Origin of the sequence: Isoptericola sp. NPDC057559 (assembly GCF_042801555.1) — a bacterium.
GTDB lineage: Bacteria > Actinomycetota > Actinomycetes > Actinomycetales > Cellulomonadaceae > Isoptericola.
The window spans coordinates 1-16847 of the sequence record NZ_JBHVFQ010000001.1; the positions used below are offsets into that span (position 1 = coordinate 1).

The window sequence follows — 16847 nt, forward strand, 5'->3', positions numbered from 1 at the left end:
CCCGGCACCGGCGCCGCCCGCGTCCTCCTGCCCCTCGGCGACCTGGCCCGCCCGACGCTCGAGCGCGGGCTGGCCGGGCGGGGCTGGGCGCCGCGCGTCGTGACCGCCTACCGCACCGTGCACCACGCGCTGCCCGCCGGCGTCGCGGACCGCGCCCGGGCCGGGGGCTTCGACCTGGTGGTCGTCTCGTCCGGCTCGGTGGCCCGCGAGATCGCCGCGCAGGCGGGCACCGGCGTCCGCGTCGTCGCCATCGGCGGCCCGTCCGCCGAGGCCGCGCGCGACGCGGGGCTGCGCGTGGTGGCCGTCGCCGACCACCCGACCGACGACGCGCTCGCCGCGGCCGTCGTCTCGGCCCTGCGCTCCCCCGGCACCACCGCGCCCGCCGCCGACCCGACGGCGGGCGTCCCCACCTCCACGAAGGAGCACCCGTGAGCACCTCGGGCATCGTCTACCGCCCGCGCCGCCTGCGCACCACGCCGCGCATGCGGCGGCTGGCCGCCGAGACCCGCCTGCACCCGGCGGACCTCGTGCTGCCGCTGTTCGTCAAGGAGGGCCTCGACGCGCCCGCCCCGATCACGTCGATGCCGGGCCAGGTGCAGCACACCGAGGCCTCGCTGCGCGACGCGGTGGCCGAGGCCGCGCGCGCCGGCGTGGGCGGCGTGATGCTGTTCGGCATCCCCGCCGAGCGTGACGCCACGGGCAGCGCGGGCGACGACCCCGACGGCATCCTGCAGCGCGGCATCCGCGTCGCGCGCGAGGCCGCCGCCGAGGTCGAGGCGGAGACGGGCCGGCCCGGGCCGGTCGTCATGGCCGACACCTGCCTGGACGAGTTCACCGACCACGGCCACTGCGGCGTGCTCACCGCGGACGGCGCGGTCGACAACGACGCGACCCTCGACCGCTACGCGGCGATGGCCGTGGCGCAGGCCCGCGCGGGCGCCGAGGTCGTGGCGCCGTCGGGGATGATGGACGGCCAGGTCGCCGTCCTCCGCGACGCGCTCGACGACGCGGGCTTCACCGACGTCTCCGTGCTCGCCTACAGCGCCAAGTACGCCAGCGCGTTCTACGGCCCGTTCCGCGAGGCCGTGGACAGCGCGCTGCAGGGCGACCGCCGCACCTACCAGATGGACGCCGCCAACTCCCGCGAGGGGCTGCGCGAGGCCGACCTCGACCTGGCCGAGGGCGCCGACATGGTCATGGTGAAGCCCGCCGGCACGTCCCTCGACGTGCTGCGGGGCGTCGCGGACCGGTCGGACGTGCCGGTCGCGGCGTACCAGGTCAGCGGCGAGTACGCCATGATCGAGGCGGCGGCCGCGCACGGCTGGATCGACCGGAAGGGCGCCGTGCTCGAGTCGGTGCTCGCCATCAAGCGCGCCGGCGCGGACGTCATCCTCACCTACTGGGCCGTCGACATCGCCGGCTGGCTGCGCTGACCGCGCGCCGCCCCGGCTCCCCCGCCCGCGAGCACCCCACCGGAAGGACCACGATGACGGACAACCACGCCGCGTTCCTGCGCGCCCAGGCCGCGATCCCCGGGGGCGTGAACTCCCCCGTGCGCGCGTACGGCTCGGTGGGCGGCGACCCGCGGTTCCTCGCGAGCGCCCGCGGCCCCTACGTCACCGACGTCGCGGGGCGCGAGTACGTGGACCTCGTGTGCTCGTGGGGCCCGGCGCTGCTGGGGCACGCGCACCCCGAGGTCGTCGCGGCCGTGCAGGACGCGGCCGCGCGGGGCCTGTCGTTCGGCGCCCCCACCGTGGCCGAGGTGGAGCTCGCGGAGGAGATCCGCCGTCGCGTGCCCGTCGCGGAGCGCGTGCGCCTCGTGTCCACCGGCACCGAGGCGACGATGACGGCGGTCCGGCTCGCGCGCGGCGTGACCGGGCGGCCGCTGGTCGTGAAGTTCGCCGGCTGCTACCACGGCCACGTGGACGCCCTGCTGGCGGAGGCCGGGTCCGGCGTCGCGACGCTCGCCATGCCCGGCACCGCGGGCGTGACGGAGGCGTCGGCGGCCGAGACGCTCGTGCTGCCGTACAACGACCTGGCCGCCGTGGAGGCCGCGTTCGACCAGCACGGCTCCCGCATCGCCGCGGTCATCACCGAGGCGAGCCCCGCGAACATGGGCGTGGTGCCGCCGGCCGAGGGCTTCAACGAGGGCCTGCGCCGCATCACCCGCGAGCACGGCGCCCTGTTCGTCATGGACGAGGTGCTCACCGGCTTCCGCGTGGGCCCGTCCGGCTGGTGGGGCCTGGAGAACGCCGCGATCCGGGCCGGCGGCGGCGAGGGCTACGCCCCCGACCTGCTGACGTTCGGCAAGGTCGTGGGCGGCGGGATGCCGGTCGCGGGCCTGGGCGGGCCCGCGGCGATCATGGACCAGCTCGCGCCCACCGGACCCGTCTACCAGGCGGGCACGCTGTCCGGGAACCCGGTGGCCGTGGCGGCGGGCCTCACCACGCTGCGCCTGGCCGACGAGGCCGTCTACGCGCGCGTCGACGCCGTCGCCGACACCCTCGCCACGGCGCTCGGGGACGCGCTCTCCGCCGAGGGCGTGGCCCACCGCGTGCAGCGCGCGGGCTCGCTGTTCTCCGTCTTCTTCGGACCGTTCGCCGCGGAGCACGGGGTGCGCGACTACGCCCAGGCGCAGGCCCAGGAGGTCTTCCGCCACCGGGCGCTGTTCCACGCGCTGCTCGACGCCGGCGTGAACCTGCCGCCGTCCGTCTTCGAGGCGTGGTTCGTCTCGGCCGCGCACGACGACGACGCCGTGAACCGCGTCCTCGAGGCCCTGCCCGCCGGCGCGAAGGCCGCCGCCGCGGCGACCGCCTGACCGTCGGTCCTCTTCGAGCACGGGATTTGTACCGTCATACCGACGTGCGGCGATACGGGTCCCGTGCTCGAAGCGGTCAGGGCGCGAGCGCCTTGTCGACGGTGCGCATGAGCTGCTGCACGACGTCGTGGCGGGACTCGCGGCCCTCGCGCAGGGTCTCCCAGGCCAGGTAGAGCTGCGCCCAGAGGGTGCCGATCACCCACTGCGGGCTGAGCTCGGGGTCGATGCTGCCGTCGGTCCGCCCGCGCGCGACGAGCGCCACCACGGGGTCGTCGACGCCGCCGTCGACGGCGGACTCGGGGACGACCTCGGTGAACAGCAGCGTGAGCAGGTCGCCGAGGAGCAGGTACTCCGGGCAGAGCCGGCGCAGCGCCTCGCGCGCGGTGCCGTCGGAGAGCCGGGCGCGGTCGTGCGCCTCCTGGAGCCGGGCCGCGGTCTCGGCGCCCACGGCCTCGAGCAGGTCGCCGCGCTCGGGGAAGTACCGGTGCAGCGTGGTGCGCCCGACGCCCGCGGCGTCGGCGATCTGGCCGAGGGCGGCGCCCGGGTCGCGCGCGAGCTGGGCGACCGCCGCCTCGACGATCGCGCGCCGGGTGCGCGCGCGGGCCCCGGTCTCGACGTCCTGCACCTCCGCCATGGCCGGAACGCTACACGACGGAATGGAATAGTGGTTGACCGAATTGGAACAGTCATGTTCCACTCTGGGGACTGGCCGATCCGACGACCAATCGTCAACCAGGGTTGACGAAGCCGAGGAGTGTCAACCATGGTTGACAGCATGACCGCGACCGAGCCCGACGCCGCCGACACCGACTCCCCCGCCCCGACCCCCGAGCGCTCCGGCCGCGAGCGCCTGCGCATCCTTCTCACGTTCGTGCGCCCGCACCGCCGCACCCTCGGGCTCGGCCTGCTCCTCGGGCTGGCGGCCACGGCGATGAGCCTCGCCACCCCGATGGTCACCAAGTGGGTGCTCGACACGCTGTCCTCGGGCGCGTCGCTGAGCGGGCCGGTGACCTGGCTCGTCGCGCTGATGCTCGTGGGGTCCGTCGTGGGCCTGTTCCAGTGGATCCTGCTGGGCCGCCTGGCCGAGGACGTCGTCTACGAGGCCCGCGAGTCCATCGTGCGGCGGTACCTGCGGGCCCGGGTCGGGGCGATCACGTCCCAGCCCGCGGGCGAGCTGGTCACCCGCGTCACCTCGGACACCCTGCTGCTGCGCGAGGCGACGTCGAACAGCCTGGTCAGCCTGGTCAACGGCTTCATCTCGCTGGTCGGCACGCTCGTGCTGATGGCGGTGCTCGACCTCATGCTGCTCGCCTCCACCGTCGCGGCGATCGTCGTGGTGGCGGTCGCGATGGCGCTGCTGCTGCCGGGCATCGGCAAGGCCCAGCACCGCACCCAGGAGGCGGTGGGCCGCCTGGGCGGCGCCGTCGAGGGCGCGGTGCGGGCGGTCCGCACCGTGAAGGCGAGCGGCGCCGAGGAGCGCCAGAGCCGCACGATCCTCGCCGACGCGCGCGACGCCCGCCGGCACGCCGTCACCGCCGTGCGCACCGAGGCCGTCGCCTGGACCGTGTCGTGGGGCGGCATCCAGCTCGCCATCATCGTCATCCTGGGGCTGGGCGCCTGGCGGGTCTCGCAGGACCTGCTCGCCGTCTCCGGCCTGGTCGCCTTCCTGCTCTACGCCTTCAACATCGTGGGCCCGATCACCGAGCTCACCCAGGCGTTCACCACCCTGCAGTCGGGACTGGCCGCCGCCGAGCGGATCCGCGAGGTCGGGACGATGGAGCTCGAGGAGGACGACGAGGCACCGCGCGCCGCCGCGCCGCCCGCACGCGCCGCGGGCGGGCAGACCGCGGGCGGCCCCGTCCTCGTGCTCGACGACGTCACCGCCGGGTACGCGGCCGACACCCCGGTGGTGCACGGCGTCTCGCTGGAGGTGCCGCGGCGCGGCCACGTCGCGCTCGTCGGCCCGTCCGGCGCGGGCAAGACGACCGTGCTCGCCCTGCTGCTGCGCTTCCTGGAGCCGGACTCCGGCGAGCTCCGGCTCGACGGCGTGCCGTACCCGGCCCTCAGCCACGCCGAGGTGCGCGCCCGCTTCGCGTACGTGGAGCAGGAGACACCCGTCGTGCCGGGCACCATCCGCGAGAACCTGCTGTTCAGCCGCCCCGAGGCCACCGACGAGGAGGTGCGCGCGGTGCTCGAGGCGGTGCGGCTCGCCGCCGACCTGGACGCCCTGCCCGACGGCCTGGACACCTCGCTGGTGTCCTCCGCCGTCTCCGGCGGGCAGCGGCAGCGCATCGCCCTCGCCCGGGCGCTGCTCAAGCGGCCGGACGTGCTACTGCTCGACGAGGCGACGTCCCAGGTGGACGGCCTCACCGAGGCCGCCATCCACGACGCCATCCGCGCCCACACCCGGCACGGCGCCGTCGTGACGGTGGCCCACCGGCTGTCCACGGTGCTCGACGCGGACCGGATCCTCGTGCTGGAGGCGGGGCGCGTGCGCGCCGCCGGCACGCACGAGGAGCTGTACACCTCGGACGAGCTGTACCGCGACCTGGTCGCCGCGCTGCGCATCGCCGTCGACGACCCGGAGACTTCCGCCGCGCACGCCTGACCCGAAGGTCGCCTTCGAGCACCCGATCCGTGTCGCCACACAGAGGAATGGCGACACGGATCCCGTGCTCGAAGGGTTCCAGGGCGAGGTGCGACCCCGGGCGGCATGCCGCGGACCTGCCGCGATGCGCAGATGTATGCGCTATCACTATCGTGGGACCGCTCGCACGGCCGTGCGGGCGATGCATGCGGTCAAGGAGTGACGGTGGCGAAGGCCCCCACGGTGTACGACGTCGCGCAGCGCGCAGGGGTCTCGATCGCGACGGTCTCGCGGGTGCTGCGGCGCCCCGACGACGTGCGCGAGCGCACCCGCACGGTGGTGCACGAGGCGATCCGCGAGCTGGGGTACGTGCCGTCCGGCGCGGCCCGCGGCCTCGCCGCGCGCTCGACCGGCGTGCTGGGCCTGTGCTTCCCCGACGTCGACGGCATCGACGAGATCGCCGACCTGCCCGACCCCGTCCGCGTGGGCGAGTCGGTCGAGGTGGTGCGCGACGTCGGCGGCCCGGTCACGGCGCGGTGGAGCAACCTGTACCTCGGCGAGGTGATGCGCGGCGCCGAGCTGGAGGCGTGGCGCACCGGGCACGCGGTGATGATCGGCGTGGCCCGCGGGCTGCGTCGCGCGGAGGCGGTCAACGAGCTCGCCGGGCGGGTGGACGGCCTGGCGGTGCTCGCGAAGTCCGTGCCCGACGACCTGCTGGCCCACATCGCCCGCCGGGTGCCGGTGGTCGTGATGGCCGGACCGCCGCAGGACGACGCCTACGACCACATCTCGGTGGACAACCGCGCGGGCACGCGGGCCCTCGTCGACCACCTGATCGCCGACCACGGCATCCGCGACCTCGCGTTCGTGGGCGGCCCCTTCGACTCCCCCGACGCCCACGAGCGGTTCCAGGGGTTCCGCGACGCGCTCGCCGCGGCCGGCCTGCCGGTGCCCGACGAGCCGGCGGCGCGCAGCGACTTCACGCGCGACGGGGCGCGCACGCTCGCCCGGCGGATGCTCGAGACCCACGTCACCGGCCGGGGCGGCGGTGCCGGCGGTGTGACGGGCGGCGCGCTCCCCCGCGCGCTGGTCTGCTCGAACGACCAGACCGCGCTGGGCTTCCTCGACGTGCTGACCGAGGCGGGCGTCGACGTGCCGGGGGACGTGGTCCTCACCGGGTTCGACGGCATCGACGCGACGCAGGCCTCCATCCCCCGGCTCACGACGGTGAGCCAGCCGATGGTCGAGCTGGGGCGTGCGGCGGTGGAGCTGCTGCGCTCGCGGCTCGCGGACCCGGGCTCGCCGGCGGCCACGGTGAACCTCCCCGTGCGGGTGCTCCTGCGCGAGAGCTGTGGCTGCCACTGATGCCCTCCAGGCGCCTGGCCTCGGGGTTTGCCCGGCGGTTTGGTGCCTCGAAATGTATGCGCATACACTCCCCAGGACGGCGCACGCCGACCAGGCGTGCACGGGCCCTCGCAGGAGAGGCCTCGACGAAGAGGAGTGGATGTCCATGACGCGCACAGCGCGCTCGGGGCGGCGTCTGGCCGCAGTTGCGGCCACCGTCGCGGTGCTGGCCACGGCGGCCTGCTCGGCACCGGTGCAGAACAAGGGGGACGACGGTGCCACCGGCGGCAGCGCGACGTCCATGCTCATCGCGGCGGACAACGGCTCCCCCACGTTCGACCGGAACTTCAACCCGTACTCGTCCGGCAAGCGCAACACGACGACGTACATGTACGAGCCGCTGGTCATCATCAACGAGATGAGCGGCGAGGAGACCCCCTGGCTGAGCACGGGCTACGAGCAGCCGGACGCCAAGACCGTCGTCTTCACCATGCGTGACGGCGTGAAGTGGTCCGACGGCGAGCCGCTCACCGCCGAGGACGTGAAGTACTCCTTCGACCTCGTCAAGAAGCACCCCGAGATGGACCTCAAGGGCGTCTGGTCCCACCTGAAGTCCGTCGAGGTCGACGGCACCAAGGTCGTCGCCCACCTGCAGACCGACGACGTCCCCGCCGCGAAGATCATCGCGCAGCAGCTGATCGTCCCCGAGCACGTCTGGAAGGACGTCAAGGACCCGGTCACCTGGACCAACGAGGAGCCCGTCGGCTCCGGCCCGTACACCCTCGGCGAGTTCACGCCCAACCAGTACACGCTCAAGAAGAACGAGACGTACTGGCAGGCCGACAAGGTCGCCGTCCCGGAGCTCGTGCAGCCCGCCGCCAACTCCGAGCTGGACATCGTCAACAACGGCTACGACTGGGCCTACGCGTTCATGAGCGACGTCGAGGACACCTGGGTCAAGGCCGACCCCGAGAACAACACCTACTGGTTCCCGGCCGGCGCGGCGATCTCGCTGATCCCGAACATGACGAAGGCGCCGTACGACGACGTCAACTTCCGCACCGGCGTCGCCTACGCCCTCGACAAGCAGGTCATCGCCGACAAGGCCGAGCAGGGCTACGTCGACAAGGCCAGCCAGACCGGCCTCATGCTGCCCAACCAGGGCGGGATCCTCGACGAGTCGATCCCGAACCAGGGCTACATCGACCAGGACGAGGCCAAGGCCCTCGAGTACTTCGAGAAGGCCGGCTACACCAAGAAGGGCGCCCAGCTCGTCGACTCCGCGGGCAAGCCGCTGAAGATCACGATCACCACCCCGAACGGCTGGTCCGACTGGCTGCAGGGCGTGGAGCAGGTCAAGGGCCAGCTCACCAAGATCGGCATCGACGTCACCGTCGTGCAGCCGCAGCCCGCGGCCTACCAGAAGGAGCTCCGCTCGGGCGACTTCGACATGATCATGGGCACCGTCGGCGGCTCCGGCCAGCCGTACCAGGACTACAACGGCCTCATGGGCTCCGAGTTCCGCCTGCCCGTCGGCAAGACGGCGGCCGGCAACTTCGGCCGGTTCGAGTCGAAGGAGGCCGACGCCGCCCTCGCCGAGCTGAAGTCGACCACCGACGAGGCGAAGCAGCTCGAGCTCACGCACCAGCTGGAGCAGATCACGTACGAGCAGCTGCCCATGATCGCCCTCTTCTACGGCGGCTCGTGGGGCCTGTTCTCGAACAAGAACTTCACCGGCTGGCCCAGCGAGGACGACCCCTACGCCTCCCCGAAGACGTGGGACTCCACCCCGCTGCTGATCCTCACGCACCTCAAGCCCGCCCAGGGCTGACCCCCCGCCGCCCGGCGCCCCCTGCCACGGGGCGCGCCGGGCGGCGCCCCCGCACGACCGCACACCGACCGACCGACCACCGACCCGGAGGCACCGTTGCGCTACGCGCTCCGCAAGCTCGGCCTGCTGGTCCTCACGCTGTGGGCGGCGGTGACGCTGAACTTCGTCATCCCGCGCCTCATGCCCGGCTCGCCCGCCGACGCGGCCATCGCCAAGCTCGCACAGAACGGCCCCGTGACGCCGTCGGTGCAGGCGGCGATCGAGGCCCAGCTGGGCGTCCCCGGCGGCAGCATCTGGGACCAGTACGTCCAGTACCTCAACAACGTCATCCACCTCGACTTCGGGGTGTCGTACACCTTCTTCCCGCAGCAGGTCTCCGAGCTCGTCGCCGGCGCCCTGCCCTGGACGCTGATCATGGTGGGCGCGGTGACCGTCATCGCGTTCGTGCTCGGCACGCTCATCGGCATCGGCGCCGCGTGGAAGCGCGGCACCTGGATGGACTCGCTGCCCACCGTGGGCGGCAGCTTCCTCTCCGCGTTCCCCTACTTCTGGACCGCGCTCCTCATCGTCTTCTTCCTGGGCTACGTGCTCGGCTGGTTCCCCACCTCGGGCGCCTACTCCGCCACCGCGGTGCCGAACCTGTCCTGGGAGTTCATCGGCGACGTGCTGTACCACGCCGCCCTGCCCGCGGCCACGATCCTCATCACGTCGCTCGGCGGGTGGATCCTCGGCATGCGCAACACGATGATCAACACCCTCGGCGACGACTACGTGACCTTCGCCGAGGCGAACGGCCTGCGCGGCCGCACGGTCGCCATCCGCTACGCCGCCCGCAACGCGATCCTGCCGAACCTCACCGGCTTCGGCATGGCCCTCGGCGGCGTCGTCGGCGGCTCGCTGCTGGTCGAGCAGGTGTTCGGATACCCCGGCGTCGGCTACCTGCTGTTCAACGCCGTCACCAACCAGGACTTCCCGCTGATGCAGGCGCTCTTCCTCATGATCACCGTGAGCGTGCTGCTCGCGAACTTCCTGGTGGAGATCCTCTACGGCGTCCTCGACCCCCGAACGAGGCGGTGACCCCGATGGCTGACACTGCTGCTGACCCGACCACCTCCGTGTCCTACGAGACGGCGGACCCCGAGGCCCCGGCCCCCGAGTCCGTGCAGGGCCCCTCCCGGCCCGCCCGCACCCGCCTCGGCCGCACCGCCCAGGTGCTCGGCCGCGCGTTCGCGACCGTCTGGGCGAACCCGAAGGCCCGCGTGGGCCTCGTCCTGCTGGGCCTGTTCGTGCTCATGGCGGTCTTCGCGCCCCTGCTCGCCCCGTACTCGCCGCACGACGACTCGTTCGCCCGCAACGAGCCCGGCAGCGCCGCGCACTGGCTCGGCACCACCGGCGCCGGCGAGGACGTGCTGTCCCAGGTGATCTACGGCGCCCGCGTCTCCCTGCTCGTCGGCTTCGTCGCCGGCGGCCTGTCGACGCTCGTCGCCGTCGCCATCGGCCTGTCGTGGGGCTACCTGCGCGGCTGGGGCAACGACGTCGTCAACTTCCTCGTCAACCTGTTCCTCGTGATGCCGGGCCTGCCGCTGATGATCATCATCGCGGCGTACCTGCAGAACGGCGGGCTGCCGATGATCATCCTGGTCGTCGTCATCACCGGCTGGGCGTGGGGCGCCCGCGTGCTGCGCTCGCAGACGCAGTCCCTGCGCTCGCGCGACTTCGTCACCGCCGCGATCTTCTCCGGCGAGAGCTCCACGCGCGTCATCTTCCGCGAGATCCTGCCAAACATGACCTCGATGATCGCGGGGTCGTTCTTCGGCGCCGCGACGTCGGCCGTGCTCGCCGAGTCGGGCCTGTCGTTCCTCGGCCTGGGCGACATGGCCACCGTGTCCTGGGGCTCGATGATCTTCTGGGCCCAGAACTCGATGGCCATCCTCACCGGCCAGTGGGTCCTGCTGTTCGCCCCCGGTCTGTGCATCGCGCTGCTGGCGACCTCCATGACCCTCGTGAACTTCGGCGTCGACGGGTTGAGCAACCCGCGCCTGCGGGAAGGGACCGGCCGATGAGCCTGCTCGAGATCCAGGACCTGTCCGTCGTCTACGAGCCCCGCGGGGCCGTCCCGACGCACGCCGTCAAGAACGCGAACCTCACCCTCGAGCAGGGCGAGTTCGTGGGCCTGGTCGGCGAGTCCGGCTCCGGCAAGTCGACGCTCGGCTTCGCCGTCACCCGCCTCGCCAAGGCGCCGGCGCGCATCTCCGGCGGCCGCATCGTGTTCGACGGCACCGACATCGCGCACCTGGACGCCGAGGAGCTGCGCGTGCAGCGCCGCGGCGGGTTCGCCATGGTGCTCCAGTCGGGCATGAACGCCCTCAACCCGGTGCGCACCATCGCGCACCACTTCGGCGACATCTTCGCCGCGCACGGGCACGTCCCGAAGGGCAAGCGCCGCCAGCGCGCCGTCGAGCTGCTCGACAAGGTGCAGCTGCCGTCCGGCGTGCTCGACCGCTACCCCGGCGAGCTGTCCGGCGGCATGCGCCAGCGCGTCTCCATCGCGCTGGCCCTGTCGCTCGAGCCGCGGCTCATGGTGTTCGACGAGCCCACCACCGCGCTCGACGTGCTCGTGCAGCACGCCGTCATGGACACCATCCGCGAGCTGCAGGCCGCGGAGGGCTTCACGGCCGTGCTCATCTCGCACGACCTGGGCGTGGTGCTGGAGTCCGCCGAGCGCGTCGTCGTCATGCACGACGGCGAGATCGTCGAGGACGGCGCCTCCCGCCAGATCTTCGAGGCGCCCGCGCACCCGTACACGCAGATGCTGCTGAGCCACTACGCCGACCCCCGGGCCGAGGTCGTGGAGCTGCCCGGCTTCGAGCGCAAGGCGCCGCAGGACCGCACCGGGCGGGACGGCGAGCGGGACGGCGAGCGGGACGGCGTGGCCCACCTCGAGCGCGCCGCCGCCCACGACGCGATCGTCGTCGACCACGTGTCGAAGGTGTACCCGCCGCCGCGCCGCGGCGAGACGGCGGTCACCGCCGTCGACGACGTGTCGTTCCGCCTGGAGCCGGGCGCCGCGATGGCGCTGGTGGGCCAGTCGGGCTCCGGCAAGTCGACCATCGCCAAGATGGTCACCGGCGTGGAGCGCCCGACGTCGGGCACCGTGACGTTCGGCGACCTGCGGGTCGACCGGCTGCGCCGCCGCCGGCTCAAGACGCTGCACGCCGACGTCCAGATGGTCTTCCAGGACCCGTACTCGGCGCTCAACCCGCTGCACACCGTGGAGTACACCCTCACCCGCCCGGTGGAGAACTTCACCGGGCTCAAGGGCGAGGCCGCGCGCGAGCGCGTGCTGGAGCTCCTCGAGACCGTGGGCCTCACGCCCGTCGAGCAGTACGCGGCCAAGCTGCCGCACCAGCTCTCCGGCGGGCAGCGCCAGCGCGTCGTCATCGCGCGCGCCCTGGCCTCCGACCCGCAGGTGCTCATCGCCGACGAGCCCGTCTCCATGCTCGACGTGTCGCTGCGCGCCGGCGTGCTCGGCCTGCTCGAGGACCTGCGCGCCGACCTCGGCGTCTCGCTGCTGTACATCACGCACGACCTGCTGTCGGCGCGCGTCGTGACCGACCAGATCATGGTGCTGCACCACGGCAAGGTCGTGGAGTCCGGCGGCACCACGCAGGTGCTGCGCTTCCCCGAGGACGCGTACACGACCCAGCTGCTCGACGCGATCCCGCAGCCGGCGCGCCGGTTCGCGGACGGTGCGGCGTCGTGACCCCCGTGTCCGCCGCGGCGGTCCGCGCGGGCGCGCCGTTCTCGGTGCTGCCGCTGCCGGACGGCGTCGAGCCGCTGGTGCTCGACGTGCCGGTGGGCCCGCTCACCGCGCTGCGGTCGGTCGTGCCCGCCGGGGTGGAGCGCCGCGCGGTGGCCCTGCTCGTGCCCGGGTTCACCGGGTCGCGGGAGGACCACCGGCTGCTGCTGCCGCTGCTGGCGGAGCGCGGCGTCGAGGCGTGGACGTACTCCCAGCGCGGGCAGGCCGACTCGGCCGCCCCGCGCGGGGTGGGCGCCTACCGTCGCGACGACTTCACCGGCGACGCGCTCGACGTCGCCGCCGTCGTGAGCGCGGCCGCCGGCATCCCGGCCGGCGACCTGCACCTGCTGGGGCACAGCTTCGGCGGCACCGTCGCGGCGGCCACCGCCGCCCGGGACGCCGCGCCGTTCGCCAGCCTCACGATGCTCTGCTCGGGCCCGCACGGCTGGCCCGGGCGCAAGGACGCCGAGCGCGACCGGCTGCTCGCCGCCGCCGGGCTGGTCGACCTGTGGACCCTCGACAACCCCGGGCTCGCCCGACGGCTGGCCGAGGACCCGCGGGAGCTGGCCGGCCTCGACGCCGACGCCCGCTTCCACCGCGACCGCTCGGTCGCGACCAGCACGGACAACCTGCTGGGCGCCATCGACGTGCTCGCCGACGTCCGCGACGTCACGCCCGACCTGGCCGCCACCGGACTGCCGGTGCTGGTCGCGCACGGCGTGGACGACGCCGCCTGGCCGCAGCCGTGGCAGCGCGCCATGGCCGAGCGGCTCGGCGCCCGGTACGCCGTGGTCGACGACGCCGGGCACCTGCCCAACGTCGAGAACCCCGCGGCCACCGCGGACCTGCTCGCCGACTTCTGGACCACCACCTCGCGCTGAGCCGCCGCGCTCGCGCCCCCGAACACCGCACCATCGACGTAAGGACCACCCCGTGCTGCACTTCCCCGAGGGCTTCCGCTGGGGCGCCGCCACCGCGGCCCACCAGATCGAGGGCAACAACATCAACAGCGACTGGTGGGTGCGCGAGCACGCCACCGGCACCTCGATCGTCGAGCCCAGCGGCGACGCCGCCGACAGCTACCACCGCTACCGCGAGGACATGCAGCTCCTGCGCGACGCGGGCATCGACACCTACCGCTTCTCCATCGAGTGGGCGCGGATCGAGCCCGAGGAGGGCTTCGTCTCCCGCGCCGAGGTCGCGCACTACCGCCGCATGGTGGAGACCGCGCTCGAGCTCGGCCTCACCCCGATGGTCACGCTGATGCACTTCACCGTGCCCCGCTGGTTCTACGACGAGGGCATGTGGCGCTCGCCCAAGGCCGCGGACCGCTTCGCCCGCTTCACCGAGCTCGCGCTGCCGATCCTCGGGGACGACGTCGACTACGTCTGCACCATCAACGAGCCCAACATCGCGGCGATGATCGCCGGCGGCGAGGACCCCGCCAACCTGGTGGCCTACGGCCTGCCCGCCCCCGACCTGCAGGTCGCGGACGCGCTGCTGGACTCCCACCGGCGCTCGCGCGAGATCCTCTCCGGCGTCGGCGGCATCAACTCCGGCTGGACCGTCGCGACCCAGGACTTCCAGCCCGAGCCGGGCTGCGAGGACGTGGCGCACGAGTACGGCTACCAGCGCGACGACTGGTACCTCGAGGCCGCCCGCGGCGACGACTGGGTGGGCGTCCAGGCCTACACCCGCACGATCATCGGCCCCGACGGCCCCCGCCAGGTGCCCGACGGCGTCGAGACCACGCTCACCGGCTGGGAGTTCTACCCGCTGGCCCTGGAGCACGGCGTCCGCGCCGCGTGGGAGAAGACCGAGGGCGTGCCGGTGTTCGTCACCGAGAACGGCATCGCCACGCAGGACGACGCCCGCCGCGTCGACTACACCGAGGGCGCGCTGGCCGGCCTGCACGCGGCGATCCAGGACGGCGTCGACGTCCGCGGCTACCTGCACTGGAGCCTGCTGGACAACTACGAGTGGGCCTCCGGCTACCGCCCGACCTTCGGCCTGGTCGAGTTCGACAAGGAGACCTTCGAGCGCCGCCCGAAGCCGTCCCTCGGCTGGCTCGGCTCCGTCGCCCAGGCGAACGGCCTCGCCGTCCGCTGACCCCTCTCCGCGAGATCGAGGTACCCGCCGCGGGGTCGACCCACTGAAGGTCGATCTCGACGCGGGTACCTCGATCTCGCGGGTCCTGCACCGATCGAGGACCGTGAACCCATGACCGACCTGCCCTACCTCGACCCGTCCCTGTCCCCGGCCGAGCGGGTCGAGGACCTGCTGAGCCGCATGACCCTGCCCGAGAAGGTGGGGCAGATGCTGCAGCTCAACGCGATGGACGACCTCGAGGACATCGTCGTGGGCCGGCTGGCCGGCTCGATCCTGCACGCCTCGCCCCAGCGGGTGGTGGAGGCGATCGAGCTCGCGCGCGGCACCCGCCTCGGCGTCCCGCTGCTGGTGGCGGACGACGCGATCCACGGGCACGGCTTCTTCCCCGGCGCGACGGTCTTCCCCAGCCAGCTGGGGATGGCGGCCACGTGGGACCTGGACCTCGTGGAGCGCGGGGCGCGGGCGACGGCGGTCGAGGCCGCCGCGACGGGCCTGCACTGGACGTTCTCCCCCGTGCTGTGCGCGACGCGCGACCTGCGCTGGGGCCGCGTCAACGAGACGTTCGGCGAGGACCCGTTCCTCATCGGCGAGATGGGCGCCGCGATGGTGCGCGGCTACCAGGGCGACGGGCTCACGGACCCGACGGCGGTGCTCGCCACCGCGAAGCACTTCGCCGGCTACTCCGAGACGCAGGGCGGCCGCGACGCCACCGAGGCCGACCTCACGCCCCGCAAGCTGCGCTCGTGGTTCCTGCCGCCGTTCGAGCGCGTCGTCCGCGAGGGCGTGCGCACCGTGATGATCGGCTACCAGGCCATCGACGGCGTGCCCATCACGACGAGCCGCTGGCTGCTGCAGGGCGTGCTCAAGGACGAGTGGGGCTTCGACGGCACCCTCGTCACCGACTGGGACAACGTCGGCCGCATGGTGTGGGAGCAGTTCGTCAGCCCCGACCACGCCCACGCGTCCGCGGCCGCCGTCGGCGCCGGGAACGACGTCGTCATGGCGACGCCCAAGTTCTTCGAGGGCGCGCAGGAGGCCGTCGCCGACGGCCGGATCGACGTGGCGCGGATCGACGACGCGGTGCGGCGCATCCTGCGCCTCAAGGTGGACCTCGGCCTGTTCGAGGACCCGCGCGCGCCGGTCGCCGAGCGCATCGAGGCCGTCGTCGGCTCGGCCGAGCACCGCGACCTCGCCCTCGACGTCGCGCGCGGCTCCCTCGTGCTGCTGGAGAACGACGGCACCCTGCCGCTCGACCCCGCCCGCCCGCACCGCGTCGCCGTCGTCGGGCCGAACGCCGACGACCCGCACGCGCAGCTCGGCGACTGGGCCGGCGCGTCGGGCCAGGTGAGCTGGATCCGCGACGGGCACCCGCGCGAGCTGACGGAGACGGTGCTGGACGGCCTGCGCGCCGTCGCGCCGGACTCGTGGGAGGTCACGTACGCCCGCGGCGCGGACGTCGTGGAGCTGGGCCCCGACCCGGACGGCACGCACTACCCCGACGGGCAGCCCCGGCCGCCGGCCGCGCTGCCCGCGCCGTCCGACCCCGCCCTGCTCGCCGAGGCGGAGGACGCGGCGCGCGCCGCGGACGTCGTCGTCGCCGTGCTGGGCGACGAGGTCGCGCTGGCCGGCGAGGGCAAGTCCACCGCGACCCTGGAGCTGCAGGGCGGCCAGGTGGAGCTGCTGGAGCGGCTGGTGGCGACGGGCACGCCCGTCGTCGTCGTGCTGGTCGCGTCCAAGCCGCACGTGCTGCCCGCGGCCGTGGGCCGCGCCGCCGCCCTCGTGCACGCCGCCAACCCGGGCATGCGCGGCGGCCGGGCCGTGGCCGAGCTGCTGCTCGGGCTGATCGAGCCGACCGGCCGCCTGCCGCTCTCGTACGCCCTGCACGCCGGCCAGCAGCCGGTGTTCTACCACCAGGTGCGCGGCCAGCACGGCACCCGGTACGCCGACCTCACGCAGCGCCCGCCGTACGTCTTCGGCGAGGGCCGGTCGTACACGACCGTCACGTACTCCGGGCTCGAGCTGGACGCCGCCGACGTCGCGGCCGACGGCGTCGTGCGCGGCCGCGTCACGGTGGCGAACACCGGCAGCCGCCCCGCCGTCGAGACCGTGCAGGTGTACGTGAGCGACCGCGTCACCTCGGTGACCTGGGCGGACCGCGAGCTGAAGACCTTCCGCCGCGTGCCGCTGGCACCCGGCGAGAGCGTCGTCGTCGAGGTCGAGGTGCCCGCCGCCGACTGCACCATCGTCGACGCCGACGGCCGCCGGGTCGTCGAGCCCGGCGAGTTCGAGCTGCTCGTCGGCCCCAGCTCGCGTCGTGACGACCTGCTGGCCGCGCCCTTCCGCATCGGCTGAGCCGGCC

The 16847-nt window shown here is 73.7% G+C and carries 13 protein-coding genes; 12 read left to right on the forward strand and 1 reads right to left on the reverse strand.

The features are described 5' to 3' along the window. From ACFU5J_RS00005 to hemL, 3 genes are all read left to right on the forward strand, one after another. A partial coding sequence (locus tag ACFU5J_RS00005) for a uroporphyrinogen-III synthase (RefSeq protein ID WP_430577392.1) occupies positions 1 to 432 on the forward strand: 432 nt, incomplete at its 5' end. After that, positions 429 to 1433 carry a porphobilinogen synthase gene (gene hemB / locus ACFU5J_RS00010; protein WP_430577393.1) on the forward strand — a complete coding sequence of 335 codons (1005 nt, stop codon included), beginning with the start codon at positions 429 to 431 and terminating at the stop codon, positions 1431 to 1433. The genes ACFU5J_RS00005 and hemB, both read left to right, overlap by 4 nt. A 53-nt stretch (positions 1434 to 1486) precedes the next feature. Continuing rightward, a complete protein-coding gene (gene hemL / locus ACFU5J_RS00015) occupies positions 1487 to 2818 on the forward strand; it encodes a glutamate-1-semialdehyde 2,1-aminomutase (RefSeq protein WP_430577394.1) in 1332 nt (443 codons plus the stop codon). Positions 2819 to 2894: 76 nt separating this feature from the next. Here the strand turns inward: hemL and ACFU5J_RS00020 are convergent, their stop codons facing one another. Then, complete coding sequence (locus ACFU5J_RS00020; protein ID WP_430573251.1) at positions 2895 to 3452, reverse strand: TetR/AcrR family transcriptional regulator; 558 nt, start codon at positions 3450 to 3452, stop codon at positions 2895 to 2897. A gap of 141 nt (positions 3453 to 3593) precedes the next feature. On the opposite strand from ACFU5J_RS00020, the gene ACFU5J_RS00025 reads away from it, so the two are divergent. From ACFU5J_RS00025 to ACFU5J_RS00065, 9 genes are all read left to right on the forward strand, one after another. Next, the gene (locus ACFU5J_RS00025; protein ID WP_430577395.1) at positions 3594 to 5426 is read left to right on the forward strand and encodes an ABC transporter ATP-binding protein; all 1833 of its coding nucleotides are present in this window, start codon (positions 3594 to 3596) and stop codon (positions 5424 to 5426) included. 204 nt (positions 5427 to 5630) lie between these two features. Continuing rightward, positions 5631 to 6770, forward strand: coding sequence for a LacI family DNA-binding transcriptional regulator (locus ACFU5J_RS00030; protein WP_430577396.1), 1140 nt, complete (start codon positions 5631 to 5633; stop codon positions 6768 to 6770). Positions 6771 to 6915: 145 nt separating this feature from the next. Then, positions 6916 to 8580 (forward strand): ABC transporter substrate-binding protein, encoded by a 1665-nt coding sequence (locus ACFU5J_RS00035; protein ID WP_430577397.1) that lies wholly within the window; start codon positions 6916 to 6918, stop codon positions 8578 to 8580. A 96-nt stretch (positions 8581 to 8676) separates the two neighbouring features. Then, on the forward strand, positions 8677 to 9657 hold the full coding sequence (locus ACFU5J_RS00040; protein ID WP_430573255.1) for an ABC transporter permease: 981 nt from the start codon (positions 8677 to 8679) through the stop codon (positions 9655 to 9657). 5 nt (positions 9658 to 9662) lie between these two features. Further along, positions 9663 to 10643, forward strand: a complete 981-nt coding sequence (locus ACFU5J_RS00045) for an ABC transporter permease (RefSeq protein WP_430573256.1) — start codon at positions 9663 to 9665, stop codon at positions 10641 to 10643. Continuing rightward, on the forward strand, positions 10640 to 12343 hold the full coding sequence (locus ACFU5J_RS00050) for an ABC transporter ATP-binding protein (RefSeq protein ID WP_430577398.1): 1704 nt from the start codon (positions 10640 to 10642) through the stop codon (positions 12341 to 12343). Before ACFU5J_RS00045 ends, ACFU5J_RS00050 begins: the two co-directional genes overlap by 4 nt. Further along, positions 12340 to 13260, forward strand: coding sequence for an alpha/beta fold hydrolase (locus ACFU5J_RS00055; RefSeq protein WP_430573258.1), 921 nt, complete (start codon positions 12340 to 12342; stop codon positions 13258 to 13260). The genes ACFU5J_RS00050 and ACFU5J_RS00055 overlap by 4 nt, the downstream gene beginning before the upstream one ends. Before the next feature lie 52 nt (positions 13261 to 13312). Next, positions 13313 to 14488, forward strand: a complete 1176-nt coding sequence (locus tag ACFU5J_RS00060; RefSeq protein WP_430577399.1) for a glycoside hydrolase family 1 protein — start codon at positions 13313 to 13315, stop codon at positions 14486 to 14488. A 111-nt stretch (positions 14489 to 14599) separates the two neighbouring features. Beyond that, entirely contained in the window at positions 14600 to 16840 is a 2241-nt protein-coding gene (locus ACFU5J_RS00065; RefSeq protein WP_430577400.1) for a glycoside hydrolase family 3 N-terminal domain-containing protein, read from the forward strand. The last annotated feature ends 7 nt before the right edge of the window (positions 16841 to 16847 follow it).

What these genes read in the sequence shown, in the direction of transcription:
- hemL (WP_430577394.1), top strand. Translation starts at nt 1,487, where the DNA reads ATGACGGACAACCACGCCGCGTTCCTGCGCGCCCAGGCCGCGATCCCC.
- ACFU5J_RS00020 (WP_430573251.1), bottom strand. Translation starts at nt 3,452, where the DNA reads ATGGCGGAGGTGCAGGACGTCGAGACCGGGGCCCGCGCGCGCACCCGG.
- ACFU5J_RS00025 (WP_430577395.1), top strand. Translation starts at nt 3,594, where the DNA reads ATGACCGCGACCGAGCCCGACGCCGCCGACACCGACTCCCCCGCCCCG.
- ACFU5J_RS00035 (WP_430577397.1), top strand. Translation starts at nt 6,916, where the DNA reads ATGACGCGCACAGCGCGCTCGGGGCGGCGTCTGGCCGCAGTTGCGGCC.
- ACFU5J_RS00045 (WP_430573256.1), top strand. Translation starts at nt 9,663, where the DNA reads ATGGCTGACACTGCTGCTGACCCGACCACCTCCGTGTCCTACGAGACG.
- ACFU5J_RS00050 (WP_430577398.1), top strand. Translation starts at nt 10,640, where the DNA reads ATGAGCCTGCTCGAGATCCAGGACCTGTCCGTCGTCTACGAGCCCCGC.
- ACFU5J_RS00065 (WP_430577400.1), top strand. Translation starts at nt 14,600, where the DNA reads ATGACCGACCTGCCCTACCTCGACCCGTCCCTGTCCCCGGCCGAGCGG.